The sequence below is a fragment of the Parcubacteria group bacterium genome, from assembly GCA_016181765.1.
In the GTDB taxonomy this organism is placed as follows: Bacteria; Patescibacteriota; Patescibacteriia; order UBA2169; family UBA2169; genus CG10-46-32.
The window spans coordinates 1-16,152 of record JACOYR010000001.1; the positions used below are offsets into that span (position 1 = coordinate 1).

Annotated in this window: 10 protein-coding genes; all 10 read right to left on the reverse strand. The window is 55.6% G+C overall.

The features are described 5' to 3' along the window. Positions 1–858: helix-turn-helix domain-containing protein (locus tag HYT31_00005; protein MBI2050173.1), on the reverse strand; the 858-nt coding region annotated here is incomplete at its 3' end. 442 nt (positions 859–1,300) lie between these two features. Further along, on the reverse strand, positions 1,301–2,809 hold the full coding sequence (locus HYT31_00010) for a glycosyltransferase family 2 protein (protein MBI2050174.1): 1,509 nt from the start codon (positions 2,807–2,809) through the stop codon (positions 1,301–1,303). A gap of 96 nt (positions 2,810–2,905) precedes the next feature. Continuing rightward, positions 2,906–3,700, reverse strand: a complete 795-nt coding sequence (locus HYT31_00015) for an ABC transporter permease (protein ID MBI2050175.1) — start codon at positions 3,698–3,700, stop codon at positions 2,906–2,908. A gap of 1 nt (position 3,701) precedes the next feature. Continuing rightward, positions 3,702–4,619, reverse strand: a complete 918-nt coding sequence (locus HYT31_00020) for an ABC transporter ATP-binding protein (protein MBI2050176.1) — start codon at positions 4,617–4,619, stop codon at positions 3,702–3,704. Positions 4,620–4,663: 44 nt separating this feature from the next. After that, positions 4,664–7,243 (reverse strand): hypothetical protein, encoded by a 2,580-nt coding sequence (locus HYT31_00025; protein MBI2050177.1) that lies wholly within the window; start codon positions 7,241–7,243, stop codon positions 4,664–4,666. Positions 7,244–7,248: 5 nt separating this feature from the next. Beyond that, entirely contained in the window at positions 7,249–8,355 is a 1,107-nt protein-coding gene (locus HYT31_00030) for a hypothetical protein (GenBank protein ID MBI2050178.1), read from the reverse strand. Between the two features lie 4 nt (positions 8,356–8,359). Next, the gene (locus HYT31_00035; GenBank protein ID MBI2050179.1) at positions 8,360–9,214 is read right to left on the reverse strand and encodes a hypothetical protein; all 855 of its coding nucleotides are present in this window, start codon (positions 9,212–9,214) and stop codon (positions 8,360–8,362) included. 1 nt (position 9,215) lies between these two features. Further along, positions 9,216–10,340, reverse strand: coding sequence for a hypothetical protein (locus tag HYT31_00040; protein ID MBI2050180.1), 1,125 nt, complete (start codon positions 10,338–10,340; stop codon positions 9,216–9,218). Positions 10,341–10,473: 133 nt separating this feature from the next. After that, the gene (locus HYT31_00045; protein MBI2050181.1) at positions 10,474–11,454 is read right to left on the reverse strand and encodes a hypothetical protein; all 981 of its coding nucleotides are present in this window, start codon (positions 11,452–11,454) and stop codon (positions 10,474–10,476) included. A 187-nt stretch (positions 11,455–11,641) separates the two neighbouring features. Then, positions 11,642–16,135, reverse strand: coding sequence for a fibronectin type III domain-containing protein (locus tag HYT31_00050; protein ID MBI2050182.1), 4,494 nt, complete (start codon positions 16,133–16,135; stop codon positions 11,642–11,644). Positions 16,136–16,152 lie beyond the last annotated feature (17 nt).

Consider the following 16,152-nt stretch of genomic DNA (forward strand, 5'->3'; position numbering starts at 1 on the left):
AAACGCTCCCGCCACTTGTCCTGCGGCACGGCCAAGGGATTCCTCGGCTTCGCCTCGGAATGACACAATCGGCGAGGAGCGAGGCGCAACATCCAACCCAAAGCGGGATGCAAGGCGTTCAGCCACAACGCCTTGTTGCCTCGTGACGCGCCCAAGGGATGAGGCCGCGAATTTCACTGCGGCCATAACCTGCTCCATTGGTTCAGAGAACCGTGAGTCAGCGGAAAGGGATGACGCAAGCTGGCGGGATCCGTCCGTGGCAAGGCCAAAGGATGCGGTGACCGCAAGCGATGCGGACACGCCCCAGTGCGCCCACACCTGGGGCGGAGCAACGAACAGGAACGCAATGGTTGCGGTAAGGCCTGCCGCGAGCAAACGGGTGGGATAAAACCGCGCGTTATCAGCGGACGCTTTCCAAGCGGCGCGGCCGCTAGGAGCAAGGGGCGGAATCGTTGCCTCTTTCTCTTTGGGCGCGCTCCCCCGGCCGTACTCATGGATCCACTCAATCTTGGTGTACCAGTTGCGGCCCACTTTTTTTGCGCGGAGTTTATTCTGGTTCACCCGCAGCTTAAGGTACGCGCCCGAATACTGCCCGGTGATTTTCGCGGCTTCGGCAAGAGAAATAAAATCATCTCCGGCCCGGCCGCGCGAAGGCTGGGACGCATCCCGAGGAGCGGATTTTGCCGCAGCCGTATACTCTTTAACCGCCGCTCTGGTGGTAACCCACTGCCTGCCTTTTTTGATTGCGGAAAGTTTGCCGTCTCTGGCGAGCAGGGAAAGATACTCCGCGGAGTATGGAGTAAGTTCCGCAGCCTCGGAAAGCGGCAGGTATTTATTTTTGTCTTTGTCGCGAGGCACGCTTTGTTTTATGCTTATTTTATTCGCTTTTTGTTGTATATACGATGGCCGTGATTTTGCGCGGAAAGGTATACGATAGCTATGCTTTATTATACCTATTCTTACGCTTTTTTGTCTATATGATATACGATAGTTTTCCACAGGATTAAAAAACAGACGCTCATGCGCTCATGCGGCGTCATGCTGGAGCGAGTGTACTCGCGAGCGATAGCATCTCCGTCAATATCCGGCTAGATTCTATCGCCGCCCAGGAGGCGGGCTCGAGAATGACGGGAATAATAGGCAAACGCGTAAGTCCTCATGGCATTATCATATACGATGCCGTCTTCATCCAGATTGCGCAATATATACGATACGCGCGCTTGTTTGAGCGCTATACGATAAAACAGCATAATTTTTTTATGCCTGCTGTTGCGATATACGATATCCCAAGCCTGATGCGCTACCTGTTCTTCTTGGTCACGTTAAAACCAAGGTATTTGCCTGTGGCGAGCCGGGTTTGCGCGTCTATGGCCGGAATTGAGCCGAACAGAATCATATTAACAGGAAACAATACCCACTGCAGGAGCATCATCGCGTAGCGGTACTTTTCTCCTTTGGGCGCGGGCGGAAGGAATACGACCGAGAGGATGGCGGTCGCGAACAACCCCGCGAGCGCGGCAGTCAGAAGCCAGTCCAGCACGAGCGGCGCGTTCTGGGCAATGACCGTTTCCTGGGTTGCGCGGTCCGCAAAATACAAAGGCAAACGGCCGAGGATGATGATGAGAATCGGAGCCGTTGCCCAGGAGTACATCCCCTCTGCCACATTAAAGAAGTATTTGAACTTCTTGAAGAAACTGATTTTTTTGTTGTTCCAGAAGTGCCACGCCATGTACGGGAAGTGCTCAATGCCCCAGGCCCACCTGCGCTGCTGGCGGTACACGGCCACAAGGGATCCCAAGAACGAGCCGGTTTCCACCGTGTCCATGGACACGGGCACGTACAAAGGGGTGACGGTGTAGTTTCCGTGGTAGTGCAGAAAGCACTGCAGGAAAATGCGCGAATCCTCGGTCACGAGGTCCGGCTCCCAGAACCCCACGACCACGAGCGTCTTCCAGCTCATGCTGTGCGAGGAGAACGTAAACAGCCGGTCCGGCCGCGAGAGGTCAGTAAGGAGCCAGAACGTGGTGCCGTTTGAAATAGTGCGCGTGATGGGGTTGGACTGCCAGATATTGTTGTTGAACAGGGCAACCGGCTGAAAACTCGTATTATGGGGCTTCTCGTGGGCTAAAAATTTGTACGTCAAATTGCCGAAGTATTCTTTGTGGACGATGGTATCAATATCAAACGCTGATACGATAATGCGTTCGTACGGGATAGCGAGCTTGTCAATTTGAATTTTCGCCTGTTTGGCGGCCCACACGTCATTGGAGCCCTTGCCCGGCTGTTCGCCCGGAAGCCCTTTTGGGTGCACCGTAACCCAAAATTTGAAAAATTTGGACCCGTATTTTTGGCGGATTTGCTCGGCAATCGCAAGGCCGTTTTCCTTGTCTCCTTCTTCAATGCCGAGTACCACCATGAACTTTTCCGTGTGATAATTGCTTTCAGCCAGGCCCTTGAACGTAGTGTCAATGACCCCGAAAGATTCCTGGTATGTAGGAAGGAAAATCAAATGGTACAGATCATTCCAATGAGACTGCATCCCGTCGCGCGAAACCGCGTTCTCGCGCTTGAGCAGGGCGAGCCAATCCACGGCTGTGTCGCGGCGGTAGTTTCGGTACGAGTTGAATAAATACACGAGCCAGTAGATCGCCTTGACGAGCCAGTACAAATCAAACAGAATGATGACGTAAATCGCGGCCAGGGGCGCAAAATACGAGAGTACGACAGAGCCGATCAAAGTCACCCACACCAGGGTTGCGGGTATGGTTTCCAGGAGGCGGTACAAAGGCTTATGGGAGAGTCTGGGCATATACGATACGAGTGGAATGATATTTGATGCGTATACGATGCAAGGCGCCCGCGCTCCCAGGCATCGTATACCAGGCAGAGCGTATCGTATACGATTCTACTCTAATTTAGCCAGCAGGCCTTTTGTTTTTACGTTGCTGAACATACGCCCGAAAAACCACGCGCCGAACAGGAGATAGGCAGCATCAAGGCCTGCTGCCCGCCAGAGCGCATCCAGGGGGAGAACGCCGGTTGCAAGCACTTCGCGCATGCCCTCAAAAATATGCGTGAGCGGGAACGCGAGCGCTATGGGTTGAATCCACTCGGGCAGGATTGAGAGCGGATAAAATACCGCCACAATGGGCTGGAGCACGAAGCTCGCGCCGAACGCCAGAACCTGGGCGTCCGTGCCGAACCTGAACACCACGCCCGTAATGAACAAGCCCAAGGCCCAGGCGAAAATCAAGAGCAGGCCGGTAAACGGGATCAGCGAAAATCCGAGCGTAAAGATGTTGAAGCCGTATAAAACGGCGCTTAATGCGCCCATCACCGCGAGCGTGATAGCTACCTTGATGATGCCCACCAGAATTGACGCGATGATGAACTCCGCGTTGGTCATGGGAGACACGTACAAATTTACGATGGAGCGGCTCCAGATGTCCTGCAGGTAGGAGATAGCAATGTCCTGCTGGGCGCGCTGGAACAGCATCCACAGCGTAATGCCCCCGAGGAATACGGCAACTATGGAAGCTCCCCCGGACTCAAATGCCCCTTTTTGCAGGTACACGGTGATGAACCCCCACACCGCGAGCGTTACCACGGGCCAGTACAGAATATCAAGCCACCTCGGAACTGACTTTTTCCAAAAGTAGAGGTGGTGCAGGATGATTGCGTTGATGCGGTGCAGTTTCATATCACTTTTTTACCGCGCCTTCGCGGGCGATTTTTAAGAATACGTCCTCCAAATCCGGCTCAGTAATGCTTATGTCCATGATGCGGTACCCTGCCTGGTATATCTTTCCCAAAATACCCGGGATTTCCTCGTTTTCGGCAGTGATGTGCAGGGTGTGGTCTGAAACTTTTCCCTTGATCTTGCGCTCCTCCAAAAACGCGGATAGGCCCTCGGGAACGCGTTCAAATGTCACGGCTAAGTCATGGTTCGGGATGAGGCTGGTGAGTTTTTTGGGGGTGTCGTTCGCCACGATTTCCCCGTGCGAGAGGAAGATGACGCGGCTGCACATGGCTTCAATCTCGGCCATGTTGTGCGACGTGTAAAGCATGGAAATGTTGCGGGTCCGGTGGATCTCTTTGAGGATTTCCCGGATCTTTTCCGCAATGTCCGGGTCCAGGCTGGAGGTTGGCTCATCCAAGAGCAGGAGCTCGGGGTCGTTGAGCAGGGCTTTTGCCACCATCACGCGCGTGAGCTGGCCGGATGACAAGGTCACCGCCTTTTTATCCTTAAGGCCGTACGCCTCAAACTCTTTGAGTAGCTTGGTGATGCGCTCTGTCCCTTTTACCCCGTAGAGCATGGCAAACACCTTGAGATTTTCCCACACAGTCAAAGATCCGAACAAATACACGTACGCGGATGTAAAGTTCATGCGCTGGAGAACAGCTTCGCGGTTTGCGAACGCATCCATGCCAAAGAGCTTTACCTCGCCCGCATTCGGGGTGATGATCTGCAAGAGAATCTGGATGGTGGTGGTCTTGCCTGCTCCGTTCGGCCCTAAAAACCCGAGTATTTCACCCTTTCCTATAGAAAAAGAAATGCCCTTGAGGGCATCAAATGCGCCGTATGATTTTTTGAGGCCGCTCACCTCTAAAATATTCATGCATGCCAGTATATCACAAAAATGGCTATAAATCAAACAAATTTTTATTGCAGAATCTGGAGCGCCGGGCCGAGCGGAATCGCGTCAAGTTCGTTCTGGGGCACAGTGCGCACGTTTTCCCACTTGTAAAGCAGGGCCTCAAAGTCTTGGGCCGAAACAATGGGCCGCTTTTTGCCGTCTGATACCGCGTACACGCTTGAAGAATCGCCCTTCACCAAGGCGCCGTCTTGAATCGCCCGCGGCATTGACGCGGCATCTCCGCGGTATGCCGCGTCAGCGTTCGTGATGTACGCGCTCACCGGATATGCCGCGAGAAAACCCTCCTCCACCTCAACCACGCTGGAAAAGCTCAAGCCAGCCGCAAGGAAAACCTCTTCCGAGATAATCGGCTGAAGGCTTCCGGCCGCGTTCACGCGGTACACGGCCGGGCTGCCCATTTCTTTCACTAAGGCGCCTGCGGCAAATGGAACATCAGCCCCCTGCGCATAGAGCTCAAGCTGGCGGCTGGAAGGCAGATTGATAATGTCATTCCAGTTGAACTGCGACTCAAAAATGGCGGCTGAACGGATGAGGCGCTTTTCATCACCCGCAATATACCACACTGCGGACGAGCCCGGAGCCTTGAGCAGGGTTCCGTTCGGGTACGCGCCCACGGTTGAACCCAGGACCTGGCCTTCGGTTTCAGCCGGCGGTTGCGCGCCTGTGGTCAGTTCTCCGGTGGACGGATTATAGGTCTGGTATGTGGTTGGCGCGCTTTGGCCGCTACCTCCCCCGCCGCCCGAAACAGGGGAAGTGATCACGGCATTCTGCTGGGTCTGCGCAGACGCTTGATTGCTTGAAAGAGAGCAGTTAGCCGCGGCATCGCAGATGTAGATGACTGCGTAGTAGTTGGTTCCCGCGGAAAGGCTTGAAAGCGCGAGCGCGCCAGCGCTTGAGGCGCCCAGGCTTGAGTAGCCGGACGTGTTCTTGTCAATCAAGGTTCCGTTTGCGCTGGTGACGCCGCTTGAGGTTGACCAATAAAACTTGTAGGTTGAAAAATCAGACGCGCTGTACGTCGGAGTCCAGCTGAAGTTGGCTTGGGTCTGGCCGCTTGAGCTGGCCGCGAGCGTCGCGATTGCCGGTGACGGGACAAGCGTGTCTATGGTGAACGTTCCATTGCTGGTTGACGAGAGCGTGAGGCCCGCGTAATCGGTTGCAGCGCTGACGGTTATTGTTGCGCTTCCGTCAAGGTATGCGGACGCATCATCAAGATTCACGGTGTAGGCGTAGGTCCACGCGGTCCGGTCAGTTCCTGAAAGCGTCAGATTCGTTGCGCCAATGTCCGTGGTTCCCTGCTGGTTGATGGCAATCTGCGGGGTTGCGGCTGTGGTAATGGGTTCGTTAAATGTAACCGTGACAGTCAGCGCTCCGGCTTTGGCGGAAGTGACTGCGGCGCTATTTTGAGTGTACGTGACGGTTGCGGTGGGCTGGGTTGTATCTTTGGTCCAGGTGTTCAGGCTGGTCCGGCTGCCTTGGTTGGAAAGCGGGTTGCCGGAGGTATCATAAATGCCGCTGCCCGCGATGTGCGCATACAGAGTATTTACGGACTGGCCCCAGGTTGAGATGGTGTTGATGTCCGCCTGTGCGAGCGTAAACGTAACTGTTGCGCTGTCAGTTGTGGAAACCGTTGCATTGTCCAAGGTCAGGCTGTTTCCGCCGCTGGATGCATCCGCGAGCGTGATTTTGGTCTTGTCGGTTGCGGACACATCAATGGTTTCGTCAAAATTGAGCATGAGCGCGCCGGTTGAATGGACATAGGCGTTTGAGCTGGCCTGCATCTGGGGCGGAATGCCGTCCGTTGCCGTGTAGCGCACGGTTTCGGTTGCGTCCCCGTTTGTGGTCAACGTGTTGCCGCTTGAAGTAACTGTAACCAAAACCCAGTATTGCCCCGGGGTAAAGGACGCGGGAACGCGGATGCTCGGGCCGTAGATTAACGTATCCGTAATCGTGGCTCCGGCAAGGTCAAACGTCAAATCCGCTGACGTGCCATTCAGAGAAAGAGCCGCGGAAGTGGCGCCGGTAAATCCATGGCCTGCGATGCCTGAACCTGACGTACAGCCGTTTGCCGTGCCATTAAAAGGAACAGCGTTCGCATTGTTGCACGAAGAAGGGTTAATCCCGGTCACGATCGGGCCCGTGGTGACAGTCGCCGTATCGCTCGTTGCGGCCGTATCAGTAGAAAATGTAACGTTGAGCGTGTGGTTGGCGCCGAGCGACCCTCCCGCGGCAACAGTAGCGGTAAAACGGATTACCGCGTTGCTCGCGGTGTTAAAATTCCAGGTAACGGTTTGGCCGCTTGAGCTGGTTGAAGCCGCAGGAGCGGAAAACGCAGTGGCAGTATAACTCAAATCAGAAGGCAGAGTAACGCTAAAGGCGCCGGAGGACGTGTTGTTGCCGAACATCTGGAATTCAAGCGTTTCGCCGGGTTCGGCGCGGACCGAGGCGGCAAAACTGCCGCCGGTATTTTTAACGCGAAACTGCGGCGCGGCCTGCGCTTCTGCCGCAACTGCGAATGACGCCGCAAACACGCCCGCCATAATAAAAGTTTTTAAAACAGAACGGATTGAGAGGTCAAAATGGTTCATATAATTCAATTGACGGTTAGGCGCGCCTCCTGCTCTGTATCGCCCACCAGAATAGTGTAGGTTCCTGACGTAATGGCGGCAGGAATTTCCGCGGTTAACACTCGTTCATTAATCTTTTTAGGATTTTCCAGAGCATGCGTCCGAGCACTGCCCTGCTTGCTCAAGAGGAGCTGGAGGCTCTCGTCCAAATGTATGCCCTGCAGTACCAGGGTGCGCTTGGCGCCGGATTTGATGAGGCTCGGCGTGGCAGCCGCCACAACTGCGCGGCCTTTTGAGGGCAGGATTTCAAAAGAAAGCGTTTGGCCGAGTGCCGTGCTGTTGCTGAACAACTGGACGGAATATGAGCCAGGCGCAAGCCCGGCCGGAATGCCCGCCTCCAAGAGCTCGTTGGAAATCAAGCGCCACACAAGGGCTGTGCCGGTCCCGGCAATCGCAAGCGAGGTTACGCCGGAAAGGTCTTCCCCGGCAATCAAGACCCCTGTGCCCAAATCCTCGTACGCGTACCGGGGGTTCATGCTGTACGCTTTTGGCTCGTAAAACGTCTTCTTGGCAAGTGAAACGCTTGAGCGGCGAAGCGTAGAGAACAGGCTTGCAACGGTCCGGCTTGAGAACTCGGAAAAACCCGCTGCCGATATCACTGCCTTGCTCTCAAGGAGCGGAGCTTCGCTGTTTGCGAAAGAGGCAGTATCACTGATGCTCGTCTGCCACGAAAGGTCAATGAACTCGCCGGGTTTGAGTTCGGGAACTGCTATGCCCCGGCTGTTCAAGCTGCCCCCGGTTGCGCCCAGTACGCGGCTTGCGAATGAATCTTCGCGGTACGAGTCCCACTGGCTCGTTTCGGCAGTGATGCGGATGCCGCGCACGGGCTCGGGGTAGCCCGCGTCCAGGCGGATGAGCATAAAATGCTCAAGCACGTCCCCGGGTTGGGCCGTGGCGGCAAGCTGCCATTCGGTTTCTTTGGCCGAGAGGTTGCGCACCTTTTGTGACACCTCAAGCGGCAAGCGGTTCCGCGTCATACTCGTCTCACGGATAACCGCGAGCGCGGCTGCGGCCAGCATACCAATGAGCAGTACGGTTCTCGCATGGGCCTGCATGTAGCGCACCAACCGCATACAGTTAAATTACAAAGAGCTGAATGTTGTAGGTAACAATGCCGCCTCCGACTCCTTCGTTATCATCCGCGGTTACGGTGATGGTCTGGCTTCCGGTTGCTCCGTTTGCGAAATACGTAAACGTGATCGTAACCCCGTTCTTGGTTGAAGCGGTAATCGGCGAGACCGGGCTCGGGGCAACGGAAATGGCTCCGGTGGAAGGCGTTGCCGTGTAGTCCAGATTCTCGTCATTCACATCAGTCAGGTCAAAACTGATCACCTGGGTGGCGCCGGAAGAGATCACAATGGTTTCGGTCGGCGTGATGTTAGTGATGGTCGGATTAGTGGGCGGATACGGCACGGACGCGCTCACAGCAACGCCCGCGTCAACAATGGTCACGGGCACGGTGCGCGAATCGGTTGCCGTTGCAAACCCGTTAGCCCCGGTTTGAATGGTAACATTGTAGTTGCCGCCCGCGGCCGGGTTCTTGGTGAACCCCATGGTAACAGTGACCATTGAGCCCGGTGTTAGGGTTCCCGAAGACCAGCCGAGCGTCAAAACCCGCGTGGCGCTATTAAGGTCGCCGTTTACCACTGCGTCCCAGGCAACGCCTCCGCCCGAAACCGCAACGTCAGCCGAAGCAATCACGTTCGTAAAGTCAAACCCGGAAGCCCAGGTGATCTTGAGGTCGCCTGGAGCCGGGACGCTCGTTACCGGCTTGAATGAAATGGTCTGCGTGACGCCGGTCTTTGAAGGCTTGTGGTTGGAAAGCGCGACCGAAACGCCGGTAAGGTTCGCGGCGCGGCTTGAACCCGCCATCAAACCCGTTGCAATGGCGGCTGCAATCAACATGCTGAATTTTCGGCTTGATGCGTTCATATTAATTTTCCATGCGCTGTTCCGCTTCCAGTTCCTCGCGGAGCGCTTGCTTGAGGCGCTCGCGTGAATGCCTGCGCCAGAATGTGATGAGGCTAACGAGGACGGCAAGCCCGAAAAGCGAAGGCAGGATAATCATCCAGGGAATAATCCAGAAATGGATGGTCTGGCTGGGAAGTTTAGCGTCTCCGTAAGAGAGGTTGAGCTCTGCGGTGTAGCGCCCGAATCCAATGCCTTTCCATATGATTTCGCGCTCCCCGCTCTGGTTCAAAATGTGCGAACCATACCCTTTCCATTCAGAAAGGAATACGCGGGAAGAGTTGGGAAGCACGTTTCCGCCGGTATCGTTCACCGGCACATAGTGAACGAGCGTGCTTCCGGTGATGGCTCCGGACGGGGTCTGCGTGATTTCCTCTCCAACGCGCACCAATTCCGTGCCAAACATATTTGATAAGGTGATGGTTCCGCTCGGTTTCAAGTGCACGTTTCCGGTGTTCGTGAACCGGACCGCAATACTAACCGGAAACTCTGAAAAGATTGACCTGGGTTTGGCTTGGCTTACTGCTTCCGCTTCCGTGCCCGCAGGAAAGGCTTTAAAGATAGTCACCTCTCCGGCCTCGCGCACCTCGCCCGCAACACGCACGAGCAAGAGCACGCCCACTTTCTGCTGGACCGCAATGGTTCCGGACTGCTCGGTTACCGGCGAAAAAAAGATGGTTCCAAAGTGCCCGCCCGCTTCCGCGTTTTCCGGGACCGCAACGCTGAACGGGATTTCCAGCTGGCCGCTTGGAGGCACGGTAATGGCTTCCACGGGCAACGCAATCCAGGAAGAGAGCGAAAACGCGCTCGCATCATCACCCTCAACGAATGCCGGTTTTCCGGCCTCGCCTTGGGCTGTGAAGTCCGCAATGGAAGGGATGAGCACCAGAGGCTCTGCGTCGCCATTGGTGATAGTGATGGCGCCGTTTACGCGTCCGCCTTTATCAACGCTAAACTCAAACTTGGGCGGGGAAACCGTTATATTGGCGGCAACCGCAGGAAGCACATGGCCGGCTATTCCAAAAGCCGCTAATCCTGTGGAAATCACTAAATATGCTAAATTTTTGCTTACACTAGGGAAAATTTTCATACAATCCACTAATTTTTTACTAATACCAAAAACTATAGCATATTTTATATTTTTTGGCAAGGTGCTTGCTAATTTCTGCCAGAGTCCCCTGCCCTTCGCAAGGAAAGGCAGAGTCACTGGCAACAACCAACTATTAGAAGGTTGGGGTCAATGTGAAAGTCAGGGTGTCGGTGTAGTCCCCTGCTTCAGTGTCGTTCGCAACGCGCGTACCCACGGTTACGGCCTGGGTTGCGGATACCGGCCCGGTTGCGGATACCACGTCCTGGGTTGCCCGCATGTCGCGGCCCGCGACGCTCGTGATCACGTTGTCAACCGCGTCAAACGCCACGGCTGCGGTTCCGCCTGCTGCTGTTGAAACTTTGTAGTAGTCAGCTGCGGCAGTATTGGCTGTCGCGGCAATGCTCTGAACGCCGATTTCGCGGTCATTCGCATTGTCGCGGGTTCCGTCCGCATCAACGTCAGTCGCAAGGCCGGTTGAGGCCGCGGTGACGTTTACCCCGCCAACGCCGTTGGTTGCGTAGGTGACGTTTATGTCATCCTCGGAAAACGTTCCCGGAACGAGCTGGCCAAACGCTATGGTCTGGTTGCCGTCCGTGCCGTTTGCGAGGGACATAGTGAGGATCGGAACAACGGTCGCTGACACCGGAACCTGGTTTGCAGTCCCGAAGTTGATGAGTGCCGCGCTGAAGTTGGAATCCGTGTCCGAGTACGTAATCACGTACGCGGTGTTGTTGGAAAGCGCGGCGCCGAGTGTAAAGACCAGGTCAGCTCCGGCAGCCGGATTTTCAACGCCGTCTTCGGTAACTGTGAACCGTCCGCTTGCGTTCGCGGCGTTATTGAGTGTGTCTGCCGTGTTGGCATCCCCCACAAAATAAGCGCTCGCCGGAACCAAGCTGCCCGCAGTCAAATCAACTGCAGTGCCGTTTGAAGCGGTGCTGATGGTGATGGTAGCTGAATCAGCCATTTCCAGGTCAACGCCCGCAGGAAGCCCCACAGTGAACGTGATCCGGTCAGATGATGCAACCGTAACCGCCACGCCAGCGGCGTTTACGGGCCCGATGACGTTCGCCGCCACGAGCACTAACGCCGCGAAAGATGCAATAATCTTATTCATAATCATGTCTCCTTATATTCCCATTACTCCGTTGATTACGACCGTTTCAACGTTTATAGGTAATGGTTATTAATCCCGCGCTGCTGCTGATAAGGTGAGCGCAGGTGGCTGCCCGCTTTTGGCGGGCAATCATCTGGGCTCATTCACGCTAGACCCCTCAACTTCGTTCGGGGTGACGGCGTGGCTGTTAATATTCAGGAATCACGACAAATTCAAGCGTACCGCGGTAATCGCCTGCTGGTTGCGCAATACCCGGAATGGTGGCGCCTACGTCAAACGTGTACGTATCAACCTGCGGTGCCGCTCCGTACGGAATCGCGGGCTTGGGAACGTTCACGATTGAAACCAAGGCCGCGCCCGCGAGGTCAATTTTATCGCTCCAGCCTTGTGAATCCTGCTTGATGTCCACATCAGCAATGGTGTTGCCAAATCCATCCCCAAAGTCAGGGTTAAAACGCGCGTAAATCGTGTACCCCGCGCCCCAGCTGGAAATTGACACGGTCTGCTGTTCAGTCCCGTCTGACTCATCAAAAACATTGCCGTTGAAAGTGTACACAACCGGATTTGCAGTGACGGTAACCTCAAGCTGGTCAATCCAGAAGTTCCACGTTTGGGTTGTTTCCGCATTGCCGGCCACATCAACCAAATCCAAGGTAATGGAGTGCTGGCCCGGAGCAAGAGTCGCGGCAATGTCAAACTCAAGCATGCCTGTGCCCGCATTGTAAACAGGCGCCTGGGCTCCGGCGTCGTATTTGAACACGGTTGAACCCAAATCCGGAGCCTCGCTGATTGCGATGCGTATCTTGGGCGAGTAATCAACAATCAGCTGATCGCTGTTCGGATATGAGTTTGCGATATCGGTAATTGGAGCCTGGCGGTCAATAATGCTTTCGCCCGCCGCTGCTTCGTTTACGAAGTTAAAGGTGTCAATAACCGTGCCCGCGCTAATCGCGAGATCCGCCGCCGTAAAGCCGGTGTTGTTCAGCCCATTGACGGTGAGATTGACAATCTTGTCGTTCCCGCCCGAAATCACAGCCGCGGTTGCGGTTGTGCCCGTGGCGGTGTAATTGGCAAACGCGCCTGCGCTGGCAAGGGACTTGTCCCATTCCACTTCAATCAAGGTATCGCTCATTGCGCGCGCCTGCACAACAACAGGAGGAAGGCCGATGGCGAAATTCGCGTCCGACTGATCATTGGCCGCGTTTCCCGCCGCATCAGCTGCGGTGATGCGGACTTTGACTGCAGTGAAATCAATTAACGGCGCGGTCCACGCGTACGCGCCGTCATTTGCAACGTTCCCGGCAATGGGGTTCCAGGCAAGGCCGTCAGTCGTATATTCCAGGGTAATCGGGTTGGCTGCCAGGTTAAAGTTGTCCGTGATTGCGGCATTGTTCCAGGTGATAGTCCGGTTGGTCCCGGCTATCCACGCTTCTCCTCCGTTCGGGGCTGTGAGTGCGTTCGCCGGAACTGCTGGAGCCGCAGAGTCAATGGTAAACTGATTATCAGATGTGTCGTTTGATGTATTGTTGACTTGGTCAACCGCGGTGATGCGGACTAAAACCGTGTTTGAGTTGATTGAGGGAACAGCCCAGCTGTGCGTGCCGTCATTGGCCTCGTTTGCGGCGATGAGATTCCAGTTTGAGCCGTCAATTGAGTACTCCAAGGTGATGGGATTGGCCGCGAGATTTGTGTCCGTAATATCGCTGCTCGTCCAGGTGATGTTTTGGGTGGAACCTCCGGGCCACGCGATTCCTGGCGCTGACGGAGCCTCAAGCGCGGCCGCCGCGATTGCCGGAGCCGTGTTATCCGCGACAATCACCGCATTGTTCGTGAAGAGCGCGGCATTTCCCGCAGGGTCAGTTGCAGTGATGCTTACGCCGAGGTTCTGGTTGCTGGTTCCTGCGGCGCTGGCAAAGTTCCAGACCGCCTCTCCTGTTGAGGTGTTATAGGACGTCGGCGCCACAGAAATATCGCTCGGGTTTCCAGTGATGGCTGTTAGATCTGCGGTAATATCTGATAGAGCCATTCCCGCTTGGAGCGCATCCGTGATGACAGCGGACAGAATGAATACGTCCCCGTTCTTGATGAGCGTCGTGATATTATGCATGGTTGAGTTCGTGACAACAACATTCGCGATAACCGGCGCGGCCGTGTCATAGGTTATTGACTCGCTCACCGCAGTACTGGTGTTTGGAGCGCTGATTGCGTTATCCGTTGCGCGGGCGTACACCGTAAAATCATCATCCTTGTCCGGGATAAAGTCAGAACCTGCGTTCAGGTACTTCCAGGTTGCAAAGCTGTCAAGTGAAGTTGCGCTGAACCAGACCGCGGTCAGCGACGTCCAGTCGGTTCCGTTCCAATAGTTTCCGCTTGAATCCCGGACGGCAACCTCCACGCTTGCGACGCCGGCTCCGCTATCTGCCGCGGTTCCGGCAATCGGATTTGCCGCATCCCAGCTTGCCGCGTTGAATGGCGAGTTCGCGGCCAAGGGGCTTGTGATGGCAACAGCCGGGGCGGTTGTGTCCTTGATGGTGGTTACTGCCGAGGATGTGCCTGTATTCGGCGCGCCAAACACGCCGTCAATTGCGCGGGCTGTGATGGTATACACCACTGCTTCGGGCGTACTCCCGTCCGGCGTAAAGTTGTAGGTCCAGTTTGCGAAATTATCTGCGGTTCCCGCCGCGTTCCAAGCGGCCCCTGCTGACCATGCCGCGCCGTTCCAGTACTGCAAATCGCTGGAGCGCTGGATGGAAACCGATGCGCCAGCGATGATTGTGCCGCCCGGGTCAGACGCAGTACCTGCCACCGTAACAGCGCTTGCCTGGTAGGAGCCGTTTGCCGGAGCCGTGATATTCACGTTCGGGCTTGATGTGTTTCCGGTGAGCATAACCAGGGCGCTGTCAGCCGTGTTGCCCGCCTCATCAGTTGAGCGGCTGCCCGTGATATAGGTATCGCCGTCCGTGATGGTTGGCGTAAAATTATAGCTCCACGTGAGAAAATCATCCGCGCTCGTTGCAGTGAGCCACGTCTGCGCGGCGACCCATGCGGAACCGTTCCAATACTCTTTAGGGGTTGGGCTGAAGTTCTGCAAAAATACCTCAACCTTGGATAGTCCGGTTGTTGAGCCGTTCACCGGCATGTGCGTGCCCGCATCAGACGCGGTTCCGGTTGCCGTAAAACTGCCCGCAATGTGGTTGCCGCTTGAGGGCGATCCGTACGCGGCGCCGGGATTGGCAGTGTCAATCTCAAATGTATTGTTGGGCGCGGTCTGCGGAGTTGAGACATTGCCCGCGTCATCAATCGCGGACACGCGCCAGGAGTACACCCCGTCCGGCAGTGCAACCATGGTGGACGTGGCAGAGAGAGACGTGAGAGCGCCTGCGGTCTCAAGGCTCGCGATGATTGAACTGAAGTCCGGGTTGTCGTCAATTTCAACGCGGTAGCGGCTCACATCAGCGGACAAAGACGGCGCCCACACGAACTGCAAAGAGTTGCTCGGCCCGAATCGGACCACGGTTGAGTTCAACGTGGTTGGGCGGACCAGGGAATCAGGCGCATCAGGCGCCGTGAAATCCGTTGCCGCGCTTGCGGTACTCGCGTTCTGCTCAATATTTCCAACTGCGTCCTGGGAGCGGACTGCAAATATATACAACGAATCTGCGGAAAGCGGCGGAGTCACATGCTGGTTGGCGCCGACCGGAACAACTGCGACGGGAGCGGCATAATTGACAAAACCTGAACCGTTGTTTGAGTATACGTTGTATTGGGTTACATCTGTTTCCGGGGATGATGCGGTCCAGGTGAGCGTCGCAACCAAAGTGCCGGAGTTTACGCTTGCGGTCAAGTTTGCCGGAGCAGGAGGCGCTACCCCGTCAATAGCCGCGCTTGATGCGGCATCGCGGTATGAACCCGTGTTGGCGCCGTTGTTTGCGAAGAACACGCGAGGCGTTCCGGCAGCCGAATCACCTGCCTGCACAACGTAGGTTCCGGAGTAGTTGGCGCCGCTGCCGCCGAGAGGAAATGAGATTGAGCCAATCTCAACGCGCGCCGCCTTGCCAGCTGTGCCGGATGCTGTTGCGGTGATCACATCACCCAGCTTGTAGGTGTTCGTGTTGACGGAGAAAGACGAGATGGCGGGAACGTTGGCGATGGTAACGGTATTTGTTTCCATGCTCGCCTTGCTTGTGGCGCCGTTTGCATCTGTGAAATAGAGCGTTGGCCCGCTCCACGCGAGCGAGGACGTGCCCTGCGGCACGAAATCAGCAACTTTGACAGTGTACTTGTAGTTCTTAAAATCAAACGGAGCAAGAATTCCGATATTCAAACCCAGGCCGTCAAAGAATGACGTGTTGTCATCAGCCAAAGCGTTCCAGGTGACGCCGTCCGGCGCAAGCTGGTACGTTGAGTCATCAATGTATGCGGTGTTTGAACCGGGCTCATCAACCAAGCGTACGCTGGTAACGATTGATGCGCCCGCGTTAACCGCATAGTGCGTGATTTTGAACTCCTGGCCCGGCTCTAGGGTGATGCTGTTGCCCCAGTCAGCCATGCCGGTTTTCCACACTTTTGCGCCAATCAAAATATCGTTGTTCGCGGAAACCGCAACGCCAATAATGCCAGATGCGATAAGCACGGCAATGACGAGGGGTGAGTAGATGAGTTTTTGGGCGATTAACCGCACAAATCCGATTCAAGATA

Bases quoted from the DNA above. Each gene is read 5' to 3' on its own strand.
- HYT31_00010 (MBI2050174.1), bottom strand. From the start codon at position 2,809: ATGCCCAGACTCTCCCATAAGCCTTTGTACCGCCTCCTGGAAACCATA.
- HYT31_00015 (MBI2050175.1), bottom strand. From the start codon at position 3,700: ATGAAACTGCACCGCATCAACGCAATCATCCTGCACCACCTCTACTTT.
- HYT31_00025 (MBI2050177.1), bottom strand. From the start codon at position 7,243: ATGAACCATTTTGACCTCTCAATCCGTTCTGTTTTAAAAACTTTTATT.
- HYT31_00045 (MBI2050181.1), bottom strand. From the start codon at position 11,454: ATGAATAAGATTATTGCATCTTTCGCGGCGTTAGTGCTCGTGGCGGCG.
- HYT31_00035 (MBI2050179.1), bottom strand. From the start codon at position 9,214: ATGAACGCATCAAGCCGAAAATTCAGCATGTTGATTGCAGCCGCCATT.
- HYT31_00020 (MBI2050176.1), bottom strand. From the start codon at position 4,619: ATGAATATTTTAGAGGTGAGCGGCCTCAAAAAATCATACGGCGCATTT.
- HYT31_00040 (MBI2050180.1), bottom strand. From the start codon at position 10,340: ATGAAAATTTTCCCTAGTGTAAGCAAAAATTTAGCATATTTAGTGATT.
- HYT31_00030 (MBI2050178.1), bottom strand. From the start codon at position 8,355: ATGCGGTTGGTGCGCTACATGCAGGCCCATGCGAGAACCGTACTGCTC.